Origin of the sequence: Paenibacillus sp. FSL H3-0469, assembly GCF_038051945.1 — a bacterium.
In the GTDB taxonomy this organism is placed as follows: domain Bacteria; phylum Bacillota; class Bacilli; order Paenibacillales; family Paenibacillaceae; genus Paenibacillus_AQ.
On the sequence record NZ_CP150302.1, the window covers coordinates 6,135,716 to 6,154,250 of the forward strand.

Annotated in this window: 14 protein-coding genes; 12 read left to right on the plus strand and 2 right to left on the minus strand. The window is 49.9% G+C overall.

Annotated features, from left to right (window positions below):
• Positions 1-123 precede the first annotated feature (123 nt).
• From ilvC to NSS83_RS26930, 3 genes are all read left to right on the plus strand, one after another.
• Positions 124-1,116 (plus strand): ketol-acid reductoisomerase, encoded by a 993-nt coding sequence (ilvC, locus tag NSS83_RS26920; protein WP_341187467.1) that lies wholly within the window; start codon positions 124-126, stop codon positions 1,114-1,116.
• Positions 1,117-1,224: 108 nt separating this feature from the next.
• On the plus strand, positions 1,225-2,766 hold the full coding sequence (locus NSS83_RS26925) for a 2-isopropylmalate synthase (RefSeq protein ID WP_340756026.1): 1,542 nt from the start codon (positions 1,225-1,227) through the stop codon (positions 2,764-2,766).
• 463 nt (positions 2,767-3,229) lie between these two features.
• Positions 3,230-7,243 carry a collagen binding domain-containing protein gene (locus NSS83_RS26930; RefSeq protein ID WP_341346877.1) on the plus strand — a complete coding sequence of 1,338 codons (4,014 nt, stop codon included), beginning with the start codon at positions 3,230-3,232 and terminating at the stop codon, positions 7,241-7,243.
• Between the two features lie 156 nt (positions 7,244-7,399).
• Here the strand turns inward: NSS83_RS26930 and NSS83_RS26935 are convergent, their stop codons facing one another.
• On the minus strand, positions 7,400-8,548 hold the full coding sequence (locus tag NSS83_RS26935) for a response regulator (protein ID WP_341187469.1): 1,149 nt from the start codon (positions 8,546-8,548) through the stop codon (positions 7,400-7,402).
• 212 nt (positions 8,549-8,760) lie between these two features.
• Between NSS83_RS26935 and NSS83_RS26940 the strand changes: the two genes are divergently transcribed.
• The 4 genes from NSS83_RS26940 (at position 8,761) to NSS83_RS26955 (ending at position 11,440) form a co-directional block, all read left to right on the plus strand.
• On the plus strand, positions 8,761-9,303 hold the full coding sequence (locus NSS83_RS26940; protein WP_341187470.1) for an RNA polymerase sigma factor: 543 nt from the start codon (positions 8,761-8,763) through the stop codon (positions 9,301-9,303).
• Complete coding sequence (locus NSS83_RS26945) at positions 9,300-9,770, plus strand: zf-HC2 domain-containing protein (protein ID WP_341187471.1); 471 nt, start codon at positions 9,300-9,302, stop codon at positions 9,768-9,770. The genes NSS83_RS26940 and NSS83_RS26945 overlap by 4 nt, the downstream gene beginning before the upstream one ends.
• A 61-nt stretch (positions 9,771-9,831) precedes the next feature.
• Positions 9,832-10,329: a hypothetical protein gene (locus tag NSS83_RS26950; RefSeq protein WP_341169764.1), complete on the plus strand. Its 498-nt coding sequence runs from the start codon at positions 9,832-9,834 to the stop codon at positions 10,327-10,329.
• A 19-nt stretch (positions 10,330-10,348) separates the two neighbouring features.
• The gene (locus NSS83_RS26955; protein ID WP_341187472.1) at positions 10,349-11,440 is read left to right on the plus strand and encodes a DUF4097 family beta strand repeat-containing protein; all 1,092 of its coding nucleotides are present in this window, start codon (positions 10,349-10,351) and stop codon (positions 11,438-11,440) included.
• Positions 11,441-11,558: 118 nt separating this feature from the next.
• Here the strand turns inward: NSS83_RS26955 and NSS83_RS26960 are convergent, their stop codons facing one another.
• Positions 11,559-12,539 carry an aldo/keto reductase gene (locus NSS83_RS26960; RefSeq protein WP_036696143.1) on the minus strand — a complete coding sequence of 327 codons (981 nt, stop codon included), beginning with the start codon at positions 12,537-12,539 and terminating at the stop codon, positions 11,559-11,561.
• 227 nt (positions 12,540-12,766) lie between these two features.
• Here NSS83_RS26960 and leuB point away from each other — a divergent pair, with 227 nt between their 5' ends.
• From leuB to NSS83_RS26985, 5 genes are all read left to right on the plus strand, one after another.
• Complete coding sequence (gene leuB / locus NSS83_RS26965) at positions 12,767-13,849, plus strand: 3-isopropylmalate dehydrogenase (protein WP_341187473.1); 1,083 nt, start codon at positions 12,767-12,769, stop codon at positions 13,847-13,849.
• Positions 13,850-14,188: 339 nt separating this feature from the next.
• Positions 14,189-14,728: a peroxiredoxin gene (locus tag NSS83_RS26970; RefSeq protein WP_036727686.1), complete on the plus strand. Its 540-nt coding sequence runs from the start codon at positions 14,189-14,191 to the stop codon at positions 14,726-14,728.
• A 290-nt stretch (positions 14,729-15,018) separates the two neighbouring features.
• On the plus strand, positions 15,019-15,426 hold the full coding sequence (locus tag NSS83_RS26975) for a hypothetical protein (protein WP_036727687.1): 408 nt from the start codon (positions 15,019-15,021) through the stop codon (positions 15,424-15,426).
• A 333-nt stretch (positions 15,427-15,759) separates the two neighbouring features.
• Positions 15,760-16,863 carry an ATP-binding protein gene (locus NSS83_RS26980; RefSeq protein ID WP_036727689.1) on the plus strand — a complete coding sequence of 368 codons (1,104 nt, stop codon included), beginning with the start codon at positions 15,760-15,762 and terminating at the stop codon, positions 16,861-16,863.
• A gap of 130 nt (positions 16,864-16,993) precedes the next feature.
• Complete coding sequence (locus NSS83_RS26985) at positions 16,994-18,526, plus strand: leucyl aminopeptidase (RefSeq protein ID WP_341346878.1); 1,533 nt, start codon at positions 16,994-16,996, stop codon at positions 18,524-18,526.
• Positions 18,527-18,535: the final 9 nt, after the last annotated feature.

The following is an 18,535-nucleotide window of genomic DNA, read 5'->3' on the forward strand; positions in this document are numbered from 1 at the left end:
GACTTGCCCGCGAAAGAGCGGGGGCTTGAGGAACACGTCATTATATAGTAAGACTAATATGCAACGTGTTTTTGAAGCACCCGCTCTTTACGATGGGTCCCAAATTAAAGGAGGATTTTGACAATGGCAGTTACAACGTACTATGAACAGGATGCAGAGCTTAGCGTATTGAAAGGAAAGACAATTGCGGTAATCGGGTACGGTAGCCAAGGACATGCCCAGGCACAGAACCTGCGTGACAGTGGTCTTCAGGTGATAATCGGACTGCGTGAAGGCAAATCGTTCGAAGCTGCCAAGAATGACGGTTTTGAAGTATTGTCTGTAGCAGAAGCGGTATCCCGTGCAGATGTGGTGCAGATCCTGATGCCGGACGAAACACAGGCCTCTGTATATAAGAACGATATCGAACCGAACCTTAAGAATGGTGCGGCTCTGATGTTCTCCCACGGCTTCAACGTACATTTCGGCCAAATCGTAGCTCCTAAGGATGCCGATGTGCTGCTGGTAGCTCCTAAATCCCCGGGACACATGGTTCGCCGTACTTATGTGGAAGGCTTCGGCGTTCCCGGCCTGATCGCTATTGAGCAAGATGCAACCGGCAATGCACAGGCTATCGGTCTGGCGTATGCCAAAGGCATCGGCTGTACCCGTGCCGGAGTGATCGAGACCTCGTTCCGTGAAGAGACGGAAACGGATCTGTTCGGTGAACAGGCTGTCCTCTGCGGCGGTGTGTCCGAACTGATCAAGGCTGGCTTCGAGACATTGACTGAAGCCGGATATGCTCCTGAGATGGCTTACTTCGAGTGCTTGCATGAGCTGAAGCTGATCGTTGACATGGTATATGAAGGCGGATTGTCCAGCATGCGCGATTCCATCAGTAACACTGCGGAATACGGTGACTATGTAACTGGACCACGCATCATTACTGCTGAGACCAAGAAAGCAATGAAAGAAGTACTGTCCGATATTCAGCAAGGTAAATTCGCCCGCGACTTTATCCTTGAGAACCAATCCGGCCGTGCCTTCCTGACCGCTACCCGCCGCAACGAAGCCGCTCATCCGGTAGAAGTGGTCGGCAGCCAGCTGCGTGAAATGATGCACTGGATTAAGAAATAGAGTCATATACTTACTAAATACAATGAACCATAGATAACCCTCAGATGCGGCCGTAATTTTGCGGGCCGCATTTGAGGGTTTATGGACAATCTTCAGGAGGTGCTCAGCATGCGGAAAATTTATGTGTTCGACACGACGCTGCGTGACGGAGAGCAGTCGCCGGGTGTGAACCTCAATACGCGTGAGAAGGTAGAAATCGCTTATCAGCTGGAGAAGCTGGGAATTGACCGGATGGAGGCAGGCTTCCCTGCCGCTTCGCCGGGGGATCTGGCTGCGGTGAATGCAGTAGCCAGAGCGGTCAAGAATGTCACTGTAATCGGTCTGTCGCGTTCCAGAGAGAGCGATATTGATGCGGTCAAGGAAGCGCTGCAGGGGGCACAGGACCCATGCATTCATATTTTCCTGGCAACCTCGCCGATACACCGTCAGCATAAGCTGCGCATGGAGAAGTCACAGGTGCTGGAAACGGCACAATCGGCGATCCGCTATGCTAAGAAGTATTTTCCCAAGCTGGAATTCTCCCTGGAGGACGCCGGACGCACCGAGCGTGAATTCATGGCCGAAATGGTCTCCATGGCGATCCGTGAGGGTGCGAATGTAGTAAATATTCCAGATACAGTCGGTTACTTGAATCCGGCGGAATATGGAGCCATCTTTAAATTCCTGAAGGATACGGTGCCGGATATCGAGCGGGTACAGCTTAGCGCCCATTGTCATAATGATCTGGGGATGGCTACTGCCAATACCCTCGCTGCCATTCAGAATGGTGCAGACCAGATTGAGGGGACAATTAACGGGATCGGGGAACGTGCCGGCAATACAGCGATTGAAGAGGTCGCTCTGGCGCTTGAGACCCGCAGTGAATATTTCGGTGCCAAGACCTCTCTGGTCCTGTCCGAAATCTCCCGTACCAGCCGTCTCGTCAGCAAGCTGACAGGAATGGTTGTTCCGGGCAACAAGGCGATTGTCGGCGCCAATGCTTTCGCCCATGAATCCGGGATTCATCAGGATGGCATGCTGAAGGAGAAGACCACTTATGAGATTATGACGCCCGAAACGATTGGCCTCAAAGAAAGTAAGCTGGTGCTTGGCAAGCATTCCGGCCGTCACGCTTTCCGCGATAAGCTGAGTGATCTGGGCTATGACATTTCTGAGGAAGAGGTCAATGCCGCTTTTGCCAAATTCAAGGATCTCGCAGATAAGAAAAAGGAAGTCTCGGACGAGGATATCCTAGCGCTTCTGGAAGAGAAGCTGATCGATACGCCGGAGACCTTCAGCCTGCAGACGATCTATGTTACGTATGGCAATGAGGCTACTCCAACCGCTAAGGTGATTATTCACGGCCAGGACCCGCAGCCGATTGTGGCGGTTGCCGAAGGCAACGGATCGGTCGACGCAATCTACAATGCCATTGACCAGGCTACAGGGGAAGAAGTCACACTTGGCGATTACTCGATCAAAGCCGTCAGTAGAGGTAAGGATGCTCAGGGTGAGGTACATGTCGTGCTCTCGCAAGGCGAGGTTGCTGCGCAGGGCCGCGGACTTAGCACCGATATTCTGGAAGCGAGTGCCAGAGCCTACCTGGATGCACTGAACAAGCTGATTGAGAAGCGCAAGACCTACACCAAGCGTGAGCATGCCAATCTCTAATTCAGTTATATAAAAGAAGCCTCCCTGGACCAGTACGATTGGTCCGGGGCGGCTTCTTTTTTTGTTCAAAAATTTGCTGAAATTTTTTTGCGCTGAGAATTTTGGTTTTGAATCCAGTTATAGAGGATTTGAAACAAGTTTTTGAATGAAAAGAATGAACAAGATGAGTCGAAAAAATGAAAAATAGTTCATAATCCAAGGCTGATTCCTCATTATCTGCGTTTGAAACCACTTTTTTGTCGATAAAAATATTTTATTTTTAAGTTATCTATGATTTATCTCATAATCTGTTCAGAAATTGTTCAGAGGCGGGATGTAAAGTTACGAAAGTACAGTAAAAGCAAAAATTGAAGGCCCACATACATACTAGCGACAGGGGGACGATCGGGAAGAAGCAGGCGGGGAATGGTAATTGCGACGCTGGAACAATCATTTTGCAGAAAGAGAGAGAGGTTATAATGATATGAAGAAAAAGACGATAGGCGCCTGGTTGGTTGTTGTAATGCTGATTACACAGTTTGCCAACGGTTTCGGGTTCATGACGAAGGTTAAGGCGGATGGGACGGAGATAACAGATCCACTAATTACAAGTGTGACTATGTCAGTCTATGATAATGGTGTTCCTGTAACGGATGTTGTCTACAAGCAGGGGGCTGAAGTCAAGCTGACTTATAATTGGGAGCTTCCCGATAACCATAATTATAAAGGGGGAGATACTTACTCCTTTGATTTGCCTGATAAATTTGTACTCGCTTCAGATATTAAAAATGTAGCACTTGTAGCGGATGGAATGAATTTGGGATCCTTTGATGTACTTAAAGGCAGCCCGAATAAGGTTGTAATGACTTTGGGCAATGATGTTGATAAATTCTTCGGAGTGCATGGTTCCTTTACAATTAAAACCTCCTTTGATATGAGCAAATTCACCGAAACAACAGTACAGACGATTGTCTTCCCTGTAGACGGCGGCAATCAGACCGTTACTATTACTTTCGAGCCTAAGGTAGACTCGACAATCTCTAAACGCGGTGTTCCTAAAGGAACTAACGCAAATAATGTAAATGCTAAACAAATTGTTTGGAGTGTCGATGTAAATAAAGTATTGGACAGTGTCTATGGAGCTAATGTCCTTGATACTATTCCTGCAGGTCTTACTTTGACTAATCCACTGGATGTTAAAGTATATGATCTGAATGTGAAACTAGACGGATCAGTTACACAGGGGTCAGAAATTTCAAACTCCAGGTATTCAGTTACGACTCCTTCGGGTGATCTGAAGGTCGCATTTAATGAATCGCCAATCACAAGCGCTTATCGTGTTCAGTTCACTACCGATATTACAGATACAACTAAAAAAAGCTTTACAAATAATGCTTCTTTCAGTGGAACAAACTTACCAGCTGTTTCTGCATCATCAACAGTCAATGTTACTAGAGGGGCCTATCTTGACAAAAAATCAGCTGATTATAAGTCCGCAACTCAGGTAACTTACTGGGAGATCAATTATAACTATAACGAGTCATCAGTTCTTAAAGATGATGCCGTGTTAAAGGATTATTTTGATGACTCACAGGAACTGGTAGCGGGTTCTGTAAAAGTATTCCCTGTGAATTTCCTGACAAATGCAGCTGGAACTGTTGGAAGCACTGAGGTTAGTAATTATACGGTTACTCCTGCAACCCAGCCTGGGAAGAACGGATTTGAACTGAAATTCAATGAAAACATCAATAGTGCCTATCAAATTAAATATCAAACAAAAGCGATTAACCGAGTTGAGGGATCTCAGACGATTAAGAATTCGGTAACTTCTGGGGCTACAACTATAGAAAAAGAAAGAACTATTGATCAGGTGATCATTAATAAGTCTGCAAGTGTAAACTACAACAGTAAAAAGGTTACTTGGACAGTGGCTATTAATGGTGATAGTTATCCTATGGAGAATGTAGTAGTTAAGGATATTTTCACCAATAAAGGTCTGGAGATTATTCCCGGAACTATTGTCGTCAAGCAAGGTACATCTACGATCACTACAGGCTATACTATCAAGAATTTAAATAATACTACAGGTTTTGATATTGTGTTCACTTCACCAATCAGTGGACCCTATACGATAAGTTATGATACTTATTTTGATAATAAGTGGCTGAATTATGATTGGCTTACAAAGGATGCTAATTTTGAGAATAAAGCGACGGTGGAATGGAATGATCCCGGCTCCACGGTTATTAAAACAAAAACTGTAACTGCCAACTTTGATCCTAAATCAGCAGAGAAAGCCAATGGTTATAAGAGTGGAGACTACAATGCACAAGAAAAGGAAATTACTTGGACGGTTGGGGTGAATTATAACCGGTATTCACTTGCAAATGCTAAAGTAACAGATACATTGCAGGATAATCAAAAATTCGTTCCATCTTCTGTAGAAATTCACACTATGAATGTCAATGAAGATGGTGGTTACTCCAAAGGATCAATTAAGCTTGCTCTGGATACAGATTACAATGTTACCTATAACGAAACGAGCAAAGAACTACAAATAGATTTTACAAAAACAATCACAACGGGTTATGTTATTACTTTTAAAACAAGTCTTAAAGGCCAATTGACTAATACATCAACGTTGAACAATACTGCCAACCTGTATAGTGGTACAAAACCGGAGTCAAAAGATCTAAAGGCTTCAGTGACGATTCCCAAAGCCGGCGAATATGTTACAAAGTCTGGGACACAGAACAATTTGAATATTAAATGGACTGTGAATATTAACCACAATCAGTCTTACATTGAGTCAGCCAAAATAGTAGATGATCCGAGCGATAATCAAATCCTTATTCCGGATTCGTTCAAACTGTACGCTACTACAGTTAATTCTGGAGGTACTGTTAGTAAGGTCTCTACACCGCTAACTAAGGGAACAGATTATGATCTAGTCATCACTACAGACCCTGATCTTGGTAAACAACAGTTTGTACTCACTTTCAAGGCTCCTATAGAGAAACCTTATATTTTGGAATATGAGTCTCTGATTGTAGCCAATAATGGGCAAAAAGTGTCCAATCATGTCTCAATCAGTGGTGAAAACTCCACTACAATTACCAAACAAACCAGCAAGGAAGTTACGGTTGCACTGTCAGACGCAGACGGCGTAGGAACAGGCAGCAGAAAAAATCTGAAGGTTGTTAAAGAGGATTCGACTAATCCTTCACTTAAGCTAAGCGGTGCTACATTTGCACTTTATCGTAAGGCTGGGGGAACAGAGACTGTCTTTAACACACTCACAACAGATTCTAAGGGTGAAATTAACTTTAATAATCTATGGCCGGGGACCTATACATTGCAGGAAATTACTGCACCAGCCGGTTATATCCTTAATCCTACCCGCTATCCGGTAAATTTTGATTCTACACTGGAAACGGTTATGACAGTGAAAAACCAGAAGACAGCAACGCCAACACCGTCGCCGACGGCAACACCGGCGCCAACAGCAACGCCAACACCGGCGCCGACAGCAACACCAACGCCAACAGCAACGCCGACTACGGCACCAACAGCAACACCGACTACAGCACCAACAGCAACACCGACTACGGCACCAACAGCAACACCGACTACGGCACCAACAGCAACACCGACTACAGCACCAACAGCAACACCGACTACGGCACCAACAGCAACACCGACTACGGCACCAACAGCAACACCGACTACAGCACCAACAGCAACACCGACTACGGCACCAACAGCAACACCGACTACGGCACCAACAGCAACACCGACTACAGCACCAACAGCAACACCGACTACAGTACCAACGACAGAACCAACAGCAACGCCAACACCAGTTACAGTACCAACATCACCGCCGGTCTACTATACACCGACACCTGGACCATCCACCATTCCTGGAGTTGTCGGTACACCAACGCCGACACCATCGGTAACGCCAGCGCCAACGGGGACTCCGGCTGCTTCAAGTACACCTGGGGTTACAACAGAACCTGTAGCTACACCGGCAGTTACGCCAGCAGTAACACCGGCCCAGCCTGGAACGGTCAGCACTCCAACGCCGCAAGCCACACAGGTGACTACGATTGAAGAAGTGCCTATCGACGGCGAAATCCCGCTGGGAGGCATCCCTAGCATCGGCGAAGAGCCGGCGCATGGTACGGTAACTATCACACCGGATGGCAAATGGACGTATACTCCAGATCCAGGCTACACCGGCAAGGATAAATTCACGATTGTCGTTACAGATGAAGACGGCAATGAGGAAGAGATTACAATTGAAGTTGGTGTTGATGAAGTGCCTAAGGGCACGGTTACTGAGCCAACTGACAAAGGCAACAACAGCGGACTTCCCGGCAAGCTTCCACAGACCGGAGAAGAAAGTCCTCTCCCGCTGTATCTGACTGGCGGCGGATTGATCATTCTGGGTGCTGTACTGGCCAGAAGATTCAATGCCCGTAAAAAGATGTAGGAGAGTACACCTCATCAAGCACTAACAAGCTAATATGGCCGTGTACACAAAAACACCCGCAGCAGGCTGCGGGTGTCTTTGCTGTTAGAAATATAAAGTCGCTGAAATAATGCCGTCCCCTGAAAGGTCAGCATTGCCGTTTCTATTTACGGAGAATCACATACTTCTGAGGTTAAGATGCTTCCATTCCTCATACCAGCGCTTAATACTCGCGGGGGGCTTCACGCCGAGCTCCCGTTTCAGTAATGCCGTCAGAGTATGATATTGCTCCTCTACTGCTGAACGCTCCCCGATGCTGTCGTAGACCTTCATCAGCCCGAGATGCCCCTGTTCAAAATAAGGCTGGAGCTGCACCACCCTCTGGTACACGGTTACTGCTTCCGGTATCCGGCCGCTGCTGACATAGAATTCGGCGATATTCATGGCGTGATGCAGCCAGATGGTCCGCAGACGCTGCCGTTCCCCTTCCGCCCAGAGGTAATCGTAATCGCTCAGATAGTCCCCCGAATAGAAATCGAACAACCGCTGATGCTCCTCATAGTTGTCCTTATTGATGGCATCTTGAGTCAGAATGCCCTTCTCCCATTCGTAGCTGTCTATCAGCAGGCTGCCGGTCTCCAGGGTGTAGCCTTCTCCTCCACTGGCATTGCTGATCTGCAGATCAATCTCTGCCTGCTTTAGGCATTGCCGAACCTGATAAATCGTTGTATAAAGATGAGTGGAGGCCTTCTTGAGATTGAAATCGGGCCACAGCAGATCGGTTAAGGTATCTTTGCTTACGAACCGGTTGCGGTTATGAAATAAATAAGCGAATAATTCCTGTGCCTTGGAGGTGCGCCAGCGGATATTGGGCAGCGGTTGGCCGCTTCGTTCAAATCTCAAAGACTGGAAGCTGCGGATCATGACCGTCTGCTTAGGCTTGCGGGAATCCTCCTGTGCCTGGCTGACACGCTCTTCCAGCCGCTCAATGGTCTTGAGCAGACGGCCCCGTTGTACAGGCTTCAGGACATAGTCGAGAGCATACAGCTCGAACGCCTCGATAGCATAGCTGTTATGAGCAGTCACAAATACGATACTTGCCTGCGGGCACAGCCTTTGCATAGCCTCCGCAGCCTGGACGCCATTCATCTCAGGCATATCAATGTCGAGGAAAATCACATCAGGGCGTAGCAGCGGAGCTGCATTGACCGCCTCGGAGGGATCAGTATAAGCAGCGATTACATTTATAGTTGTCAGTTCTTCCAGCATCATTTTCAGCTTCATAAGAGCAAGCCGTTCATCATCTACCAGCAAGGCCTGAATCATATCTATCCCACCACTTCATAAAGGAATGTTGTCTTGTCATAGGCTGTTTAAGGGTAATTCGACAAGAAAGTGGGTTATCCTCCCTCTGTACTTGCGCTTGAGGCTGATTTTTGAATAGAAATGCTGCTATTCTAAAATAATTTAGAAAACCATGCAGGGGAACCTTAAAGCCAGGCGTCTAACGTTATGTAGCTGAAGGAGGGAAGAAAGACTTGGAAGAGACGGAGTGGATCAAAGCTGTGCTAAGCGGCGAGCATCAGACCTTCGGGAATCTGGTGACCCGTTATCAAGGCATGGTATATAGCGTATGCATCAAAATTACAGGAGAAGCCGAGTCTGCCAAGGATATGGCTCAGGAAGTCTTCATCAAAGCCTATAAAGCCCTTCCCACCTTCAGAGGACAGTCTTCCTTCTCCACCTGGCTGTACCGGATTGCTTACCGCACCTGCCTGGACTGGAAACGGGCCAATGACCGGGAATGGCGGCACCGGAGTGCAGCAGATTACACAGAGAATGACTGGGTGACTTCACAGACACCTGAACAGGCAGTGCTTCGCAAGGAGGCATCCCGTGAGCTGGGTGAGAACCTGAATAGTCTGGCGGAACCGTACCGGTCGGTTGTGCAGCTGTACTATTTTCAGCGACACTCGTATCAGGAGATAGCTGATCAAAAAGGAATTTCGGTTAAAACGGTTGAATCGCAGCTCTATCGGGCCAGACAGATGATGCGCAAAAGCGGGGAGGAATGGCGATGAATTGTTCAACAGTAAAAGAGTGGATGCCGCATTATATAGATGGACAGTTGTCACCAGAGGCCCAGCAGGCCATCTATCTGCATACCCTGACCTGTCCCGGCTGCGCGGAATGGCTGGAGGAGGCACGCGGGCTTGCGGCGATGTGGAGCGAGATGGAAGCCGGGCTGGATCTTAACGGGCAGGAGCCCGTGTTGCCGCATGACTTTCCTGATTTGACTGGGGATGTTATGGCAAGGATCGGCCAACTGGAGAACGGGCGCAGAGAACGGATTGTGAAACCCACCATGACCAGACGGCGCACGACCCGGAGAACCTCCTGGATGCATTATGGCGTGGCGGTCGGACTGACGTTTCTCCTGCTGCAGCTTGGCGTATTTGAGAATTTGGCCTATGGCATCACTGAAATCAACGGGCATATGTCCACATCGGTCAGCTCCTGGTTCGGCCCGCAAGGTAACAATAAATAATTCCATAGCGGCTTCGCCGGTTATCTATTTTATTTCAACAAAACTTTTGGGAGGGTAACATATGATTAAGAAAAGACGCTGGCTCACGTTTCTCCTGGCTATGGTTCCGGGACTGGGCCACATGTATCTAGGCTTTAAAAAAATGGGGCTGGAGTATATGATAGGAGCATCGCTCTGTATTATATTCATTCCGTCCATGCCTGCTGTATTTCCGTTCGCGCTTGCTGCGCTCTGGTTCTACCAATTATTTGATGCGCTGCAAAAGGCGGCTTGGATGAAGGTATCGGCTGCCGAGCATGAGCGGATGATGTTCCATCCCGATAGCTTTGGAGCACCCTGGTCGATGGGAATGTCTGCGCCCCCGATGTACCCGCATGATGATGTTAATCCGGTATGGGTTGGTATAGGGTGTGTTATCGCGGGCATCCTGCTGCTGCTCATCACTGCATTTCCCGCACTGTGGGAGATTTTGAACGATATGAACATCGGAGCGATTCTGCTGTCGCTTGCCTTGATCGGGTATGGATTCAGAATGCTGAAGAATAATTCAAAAGTATAGTGAAATGGGGAATTAAAGGATGGGGAGATGGAAAATCGGCAGCTTTACCGCCGCAATAGGGTGCATAATAGTAGGAGTTATTGTAGTCATGGCTCAGTATGGTGTAGTCACGTATGATGTGCTGGGCTATATCTGGCCGGCCCTGCTTGTCCTGTTCGGCCTGGAGATGCTGCTTAGGCTCTTCATTAAATCCGATGTCAAAAGCCGGGTAAGCGGCTGGGCTATTCTGCTGATCATTGTGCTTATCGCGGCAAGCGGGGCACAGACGGTGTTAGCCGGAGGATCGCTGAGCAGTATCTTCGGCAACACCAAGCTGGTGCCGGTGAACGGGAAGGTAGAAGTGCAGCAGGATATTAAGAACGTGCGGATTAATCTGCCCCAAGGCAAGGTTAAGCTTCAGGGTGTGGATGGGAACACGCTTGCATATGAAGGAAAACTTGAGTTACCGGGCAATACAGACAATGAAGCGGCGAGTGCTCTGGAGCGTAAATGGAAAGTGACGGCCGAGGGCGACACGCTTGTGATGGAGCTGGAGGGAGATTCTGGCTGGCTCTCCAATATCCAGATCGGCTTCAACAACAATGCACCATATCTGAATGTCAGCATTCCGCAGGATCTGGCCGCTCAGGTAGAGACCAGTGACGGTTCCATCGAAGCCGGGGGGCTGGCCGCAGGCATTAATGTGGATACGAGTAACGGAACGATGGATATCCATGATGTCTCCGGCGGTGTGAAGGCTAACAGCAGCAACGGCACGCTGACGGTAAAGAATGTACAGGGCGGAGCAGACCTGGTTAGCTCGAACGGTGCGATTACGCTGGGGAATATTGACGGCGCTGTGTCGGCCAGAAGCAGCAACGGCAAGATTACAGTCAATTCGGCAATCACGGGTGCATGGGAGCTGAAATCCAGCAACGGCAAGATTGTCTTGGGTCTTCCGGCGGTAACGGATGCCAAGATTACGGCAGATACCAGTAACGGATCGCTTAAAGGCAACGTGGACTGGGGCGGCGACGATGAGGACCATGGAACGGCTGTACTTGGAAAAGGCACCCATGAGGTCACCTTGTCCACCAGCAATGGTTCTATAACAGTGGATACTGCACAATAAAAGACATAGAAGCATAAAGAGCTGTTCACCAGTATAACGTACTGGTGAACAGCTCCTTATTGTAAGTGAAGAAATGATTTCGGGGAGGATTATGCGGGCTGCAGCCAGTTAGTCCTGATTACCATGCATATGCCTTCGGAGCCGCACCGCCGGGTCCGGGGAAAATCTCATCCAGACGCTTCAGCACGGATTCGTCCAGAACAACCTCCAGGCTGCGCAGCGCGCTCTCGAATTGCTCCAGCGTACGCGGTCCGATGATTGGCGCTGTGACGGCAGGATTCGCCAGCAGCCAGGCCAGAGCGATATTATCCTGCGGCTCGCCCAACTCCAGGCTTAGCTCCGCAAAGGCCTCAAGCTGCTTCTTGTGCTGCTCTACCCGCTCCGCGTTGCCGCCGCTGCGGCTGCCCTCAATCTTCTTCAGCGCGTTGCGGCCAAGCAGTCCCCCGTCAAGCGGACTCCACGGAATAATGCCAAGGCCCAGATGCTGCGCGGCAGGCAGAACCTCAAGCTCCGGCAGACGGCAGGTCAGGCTGTATTTATGCTGCTCGGATACCAGTCCAAGGAACCCTCGGGCCTTCGCCTCCTGCTGGGCAACGGCAATATCCCAGCCGGCGAAGTTACTGGAGCCGGTGTAGCCGATCTTGCCTTGGCTGACCGCAAGCTCGAAGGCGCCCCACAGCTCGTCCCAGGACACGTTACGGTCGATATGGTGCATCTGGTACAGTTCGATGTGATCGGTCTGCAGACGCTGCAGGGAGCCCTCCAGATGACGGCGGATAATGTAGGAAGAGAGGCCGCCTTCATCATTGGGTCCATCCAGCTTGTCACTCATCGCTCCGTAGACCTTGGTCGCCAGGACAACCTTCTCACGGCGTCCGCCGCCCTGCTTGAACCAGCGGCCGATAATGGTCTCAGTCAGACCCGAATTCTCACCCCAGCCATACACATTGGCGGTATCAAAAAACTGGACTCCCGCGTCCAGCGCCGCATCCATAATCCGGAAGGCTTCCTTCTCGTCGGTGATGGGACCGAAGTTCATCGTTCCCAGACAGAGGCGGCTTACCTTCATACCAGACTTGCCAAGCTTCGCGTATTGCATCTTAAGATCACTCCTCTTCCATATGATTAGAGATCCGATAATTTCACCTGCCCATTAATTGTAATCAATTGGCGGGACAAGGGCAAATTCACGCTCCGCTTCACTTATAGGCTATATCTATGAACGTGATAGAATCTATATCTTTGTCCTTTGTCCTTCGTTATGATACAACAATATACAGAAGAACTATGTCTGCGACCAGCAGGACTACCTAAGGAGTGACAGGAATGAGCGAGGTCAAAAAAATCGCCGTAATTGCCGGGGACGGTATCGGACCTGAAGTTGTGGCGGAAGCGGAAAAGGTATTGAAAAGAACGGAAGAGCTGTTCGGGTATACATTTGAAACGGAGCACGCCCTGTTCGGCGGAATCGCCATTGATGAACGCGGAACTCCGCTGCCTGAGGATACGCTTGAAATCTGCCGCAGTGCCGATGCTGTATTGCTTGGAGCCGTAGGCGGACCGAAGTGGGATAACAATCCGAAGGAGCTGCGTCCGGAGACCGGACTGCTGGGTATCCGCAAGGCGCTTGGCCTATTCTCCAATCTGCGTCCGGCGGTGGTCTTCGATTGTCTGAAGGATGCTTCGACGCTGAAGCCGGAGGTACTGGAAGGAACAGACCTGATGGTCGTACGTGAATTGACAGGCGGGATCTACTTCGGGGACAAGCTGCGCCGCCAGGGCGAGCATGGCGAAGAAGCGGTAGATACTTGTGTCTACAACGTCACTGAGGTGGAGCGGATCGTACGCCAGGCGTTCGAGATTGCCGGGAAGCGCCGGGGCAAGCTGGCGAGTGTTGACAAAGCCAACGTCCTGGAGACCTCCCGTCTGTGGCGTGAAGTGGTGAACAGACTGGCGCCGGAATATCCGCAGGTTGAAGTTGAGCATGTGCTGGTGGATAACTGTGCGATGCAGCTGCTGCGCCGTCCTTCGAGCTTCGATGTCATCGTGACCGAGAATATGTTCGGTGATATCCTGAGCGATGAAGCAGCGATGCTGACAGGCTCCATCGGCATGCTGGCCTCCGCTTCACTGGGAGAAGGCAGCTACGGCCTCTACGAGCCGGTTCACGGCTCCGCGCCTGACATTGCCGGACAGGGGCTGGCGAACCCGATCGCTACGATCCTGTCGCTTGCACTGATGTTCCGCATGACCTTCGGCTATGAGAATGCAGCCGCTGCCATTGAAGCCGCAGTTGCGGAGGTGCTGGATGCCGGTCACCGGACAAGCGATATCGCAGTTGATAAGAGTAAGGCGATCAGCACCACGGAGATGGGCGACCTGATTGTAGCCGCTATCCGCAAAGCCTAGTTCTACCACATGTATCCCTTTTGACGCAGAACAAGTGGAAACGGCTTCGCCGTCCTTTTAAAGGACGGCGAAGCCGTTTCAGCGAGAAATAGAAGGATAATGTATAGCGTGAAACCTATACATTCTTCTATTTTGGAGAAAAACTTCACAAAATATTGCTTATTTATAATTATTATAAAAAAGTAATCAATGTAATATTGACTTTGATTTTGTACGATGATAACATTTGTTCTGTACCCGAATGAATGTAACCATCCCATAAAATCAAGAAAAGCATATTGCATCCGGCAACGGTCCGGTAGCTGTTTTTCTTACATAATCAAAAGGAGGATTTAAGCAATGGCAGAACGTTTGGTAGGTAAACCCGCTCCTGACTTCTTCATGGAGACAGTAACAGGCGACGGTAAGGATTTCGGTAAGGTAAGCTTGTCCGACTATCGCGGCAAATGGCTTGTATTCTTCTTCTATCCGCTTGATTTCACCTTCGTATGTCCAACAGAAATTACAGCGTTGAGTGATGCAGCTGCTGATTTCGCAGAGCTGGATACAGAAATTCTCGGTGTGAGCATCGACTCCATCCATAGCCACAAGGCTTGGTTGTCTACACCTAAGGATATGAACGGTCTTGGCCAGATCAACTTCCCGCTGGCTTCTGACATCACGAAGAAGGTTGCCAGCGATTATGGCGTCCTGATTGAAGAAGAGGGCATTGCGCTGCGCGGACTCTTCATCATTGATCCAGAAGGTGAGCTGAAGTATCAGGTTGTTAACCACAATGATGTGGGCCGCAGCGTTGAAGAGACATTGCGTGTACTGCAGGCTCTCCAATCCGGCGGGCTGTGCGCTATGAACTGGAAACCAGGCGACAAGAACCTGTAAGCTTCCGGGCCTCATGAGCCGCGATCTTTGATATACTAAGAGGACCTCCTTGCGGGAAGCATTACTCCCTTCAAGGAGGTTTTTTGCAAAAAGATAAGAATGTAAATGCTGAAACGGTACCGTCCTTTAAAAGGACGGAAAAGCCGTTTCTAATGGAGATAAGGACAGACGTTTGAAAATGGGCATAAAGGTTAATATATAGCTTGTAAGGGGAGGAATCTCTCCCGCTGCTTTGTAATATACTAATAGGAATTCAAATCATCGACAACACTCAAGGAGGGTGAACAAAAATGAGCTTTTGCTGTGGAGCGAGTATGGTTGGAACGAAGGGGACCCTAAAGCATTATCGCACGCAAGTCCATAATGTTCCCCTGCTTTTTTGTCCGGTATGCCACCGGGTAGAGGTACATTACAAAGTCGAGAATGAATATGAAATTCTGGCGGAATATGCCCATGGCGACGGCGTCACGGATGTGGATTTCCAGGATTATGTGATGGAGGAAGAGGAAGCGATCTTCGAGAACGTCATCAATATGGAGAGCGAGGACCCGCTGGCGATCATTCGCAGCCAGATCGATATGTCGCTGGACCTGCTGGCGGTTGCCAAACAGATCGGCGACTCCAAATGGGAACGTGAGCTGAAGAAGCGTCTGGCTGTCATGAGCCAGCGGCGTCACCGGCTCCAGCAGAAGGCTTAAACATCTGTCTCGACCCTGCCACCGTCATGTTATAAATTAGTGAGCTCCCGCCCATGGCGGGGGCTCTTTTCAATGTATTTGCAGGAAATAAATCATTCCTCTCACACTTAAATGTGTCTTAAGAATCATTTTAAGAATATTTTTGTCATTCGACAGATTCTCTGATTGCGTTGTCTTCTTCTCTTGGATATGATTGGAATATAGTTGAAACGGTTGGATAATACAATACGATTTTCGAATGTTCTGGCGGCTTCGTCATATACTCAGATACATAGTAATTTGATGTCGCTTAAGCGTCTTCGTCAATTGCAGTAAAAGGGGGAACTTCGTATCGTGATAAGCCAATATCAGGAAAGCTTGCTATTATCGGCAAGAACGTTTCAATCTGGTCCGATGGATACCACATTTGAGGATGTGCTGGAGCACATCGACAGCGGGATTCTGCTTTTTGATGATGAGGGTGTGCTGACTTTCGTCAACAAGCAGATGTATGGCATTCTGGAGCTTAACCGTCACTCTCTTCTGGGCTGCACCTTGCATCATCTGTTATCCCATATTCAGCTTAGCCGCTTCAAGAAGAAACAGGTTCTGCGGAGTTATCGTGAAATGGTGCTCAAAGGTAAGCCAAGCTATGAATTTGTGGATGAATATGGACGGTATTGGCGCGCAACCCTGTCCAGCGGAGAGGAAATGAAGGGCAGCTACTTGTTCACATTCAAAGAGATCTCTGACTATAAGCTGATTGAACAGACGGCCTACCAGAATGACAGTCTGGCCATGCTGGGCCGGTTATCAGCCTCCATCGCCCACGAGATCCGCAATCCCCTGACGGCTATCCGGGGGTTCATCCAATTGCTTCATCCCCATCTGCATCTGCTTGGCAAAGAAGAATATGCGAAGATTATATTAGCGGAGATTGACCGTGCCAATGACATTATTCATGAATTTCTGACTTCCTCCAAGCCTTCTGTGCCGCAGATCAGCATGATTCCTGTCTCTGCCTTACTGAAGGAAGTGGTCCTGCTGACAGAGAGCGAGGCGCTGATGAAGGGCTGCCAGATCAACTTGCAGGTGCTCCAGGAGGATCTGGTCATCTCAGGGGATATTAAGCAAATGAAGCAGGTTGTGCTGAATATGATCAGAAATGCGATGGAAGCGATCTCGGAGCGGGTGGATGATTCTGTAGGCCGGATTGAGGTAGGCGCACGTAAAGAAGGAACAGAGGTGCGTATCTTCATCTCGGACAACGGAAAGGGAATGGATATCTGCACGCTTGACAGACTGTTCAATCCGTTCTTCACCACAAAGGAGAATGGGACGGGACTCGGACTCTCCGTCAGTGACCGGATCATCAAGAATCATGGAGGCTGCATCTCGGTCAGCAGCCGGCTGAATGAAGGAACCCGGTTCGTCATTTCGCTTCCGCTTACTCATTAATGCTTATCTTAAGCCCGTTGTTCTCAGTGGAGTGCATACGGGTTATAATCAATATGTAAGGGCTGATTCCTGCAATGCACGAACAAGTGCGGGAGATCAGCCTTATCTGCGTCTGCCGGAGGGATGAGGTTTGATTTTTGAATGGAGCAGTGATGCCAGTGTAGCAATGGCGCGGGGAGAGGCTGTATGTCTAATAATCTCAGAGGCACAGGCACAGGGAGAAGGACTTCCGGCGGACTGGGCTGCACGAGTCCGCCTATTGTCCGCAGCGGGGCTGTTCAGCGGCAAGCAAGGGCAAGTGTATATCCTGCCGGTCTTGGAGCAACCCGGGCAGCCTGTGGTCATTCTGGCCGGAAGCGGAAAGGGCCTGACGGGTATGCACGAGCTGCGGCAGCTGATGGTACAGACCGCGAAGGCAGCTTACAGGCTGAAGGCCGCGGCGCTCGTTGTGCAGGTACCGGCGGCACTAGGCGGGCGGGCTGGGGCGCTGAAGGCAGAGGAAGCCGGCCAGGCCATCACGGAAGGGCTAGTTCTGGGGTCGTACCGCAGAAGACAATATAAGCTGGAACAGGCAGCTTACGCGGGTATAGATGCGGTACTTCTGCGTGTGGAAGGCAAGAGCGAAGCAGCAGAAGAGGAAGCCTGGAGACAAGGGATCAGGCGGGGGCAGGCTTTCGGGGAGGCTGCCAACCTTGCCCGTGATTTGACGAACCGTCCGGGGAATCTGCTGACTCCGTCGGATCTTGCGGTGGCCGCTATTGAAATCGCTGAACGGCACGGTCTTCCGGCTGAAGTGCTGGATGAACGGGAGCTTGCGCTTAAGGGAATGGGCGGATTGCTTGCGGTCGGCGGCGGCAGTGTGAATCCTCCCCGAATGATTGTTATCCGCTATCAGGGAACGAATCAATGGGAGAACGCAGTGAGCATAATCGGCAAAGGGATTACCTTCGATACTGGAGGCATCTCTCTGAAGCGGGCTCCGGGCATGGAGAGCATGTTCAGTGATATGGCCGGGGCCGCAGCCGTCCTGGCGGTTATGGATGCGCTGGGGCATTTGCGCCCCAAGGTCAATGTGGTCATGCTGATTCCGGCGGCAGAGAATATGCCGGCAGCGAATGCTTTTAAACCGGGCGATATCATTACTACCCTCAGTGGAAGAACAATTGAAATTATCAATACCGATGCGGAGGGCCGGATCATTCTGGGAGATGCGCTTACCTATGCCCGGGAGTGGGGGGTACAGCGGATCATTGACGTAGCCACGCTGACAGGAGCTGTGGTGTCGATTCTGGGAGATGTGGCTACAGGGGCCGTAACGAATGATCAAGCGTTCCTGGAAGAGATTCTGGCGGCTTCCAGGCTGTCGGGGGAGCAGATCTGGCCGTTGCCTGTCTATCCTGAATTCCGGGAGATGCTGACAAGTGAGGTTGCGGATCTCCGTAATGCTGCCGGGCGTTATGGTGCTGCCAGCACGGCGGGACTGTTCATTGGAGAATTCGCCGAGGGGCTGCCCTGGGTGCATCTCGATATTGCAGGGACTGCCTTTCTGTCTGCGGAACGGGGAACGAATCCTAAGGGGGCCACTGGCGTAATGGTCCGCACCTTGCTGGAATATCTGCTAAGCACTGCCGCTGAACCGGATCGCCGCTCCCCTGAAGCCTAAGCCGAATCG

Bases quoted from the DNA above. Each gene is read 5' to 3' on its own strand.
- NSS83_RS26960 (WP_036696143.1), bottom strand. From the start codon at position 12,539: ATGCAATACGCGAAGCTTGGCAAGTCTGGTATGAAGGTAAGCCGCCTC.
- NSS83_RS26935 (WP_341187469.1), bottom strand. From the start codon at position 8,548: ATGATTCAGGCCTTGCTGGTAGATGATGAACGGCTTGCTCTTATGAAG.
- NSS83_RS26975 (WP_036727687.1), top strand. From the start codon at position 15,019: ATGAGCTTTTGCTGTGGAGCGAGTATGGTTGGAACGAAGGGGACCCTA.
- NSS83_RS26950 (WP_341169764.1), top strand. From the start codon at position 9,832: ATGATTAAGAAAAGACGCTGGCTCACGTTTCTCCTGGCTATGGTTCCG.
- NSS83_RS26925 (WP_340756026.1), top strand. From the start codon at position 1,225: ATGCGGAAAATTTATGTGTTCGACACGACGCTGCGTGACGGAGAGCAG.
- NSS83_RS26945 (WP_341187471.1), top strand. From the start codon at position 9,300: ATGAATTGTTCAACAGTAAAAGAGTGGATGCCGCATTATATAGATGGA.
- NSS83_RS26970 (WP_036727686.1), top strand. From the start codon at position 14,189: ATGGCAGAACGTTTGGTAGGTAAACCCGCTCCTGACTTCTTCATGGAG.
- NSS83_RS26930 (WP_341346877.1), top strand. From the start codon at position 3,230: ATGAAGAAAAAGACGATAGGCGCCTGGTTGGTTGTTGTAATGCTGATT.
- NSS83_RS26955 (WP_341187472.1), top strand. From the start codon at position 10,349: ATGGGGAGATGGAAAATCGGCAGCTTTACCGCCGCAATAGGGTGCATA.
- ilvC (WP_341187467.1), top strand. From the start codon at position 124: ATGGCAGTTACAACGTACTATGAACAGGATGCAGAGCTTAGCGTATTG.
- leuB (WP_341187473.1), top strand. From the start codon at position 12,767: ATGAGCGAGGTCAAAAAAATCGCCGTAATTGCCGGGGACGGTATCGGA.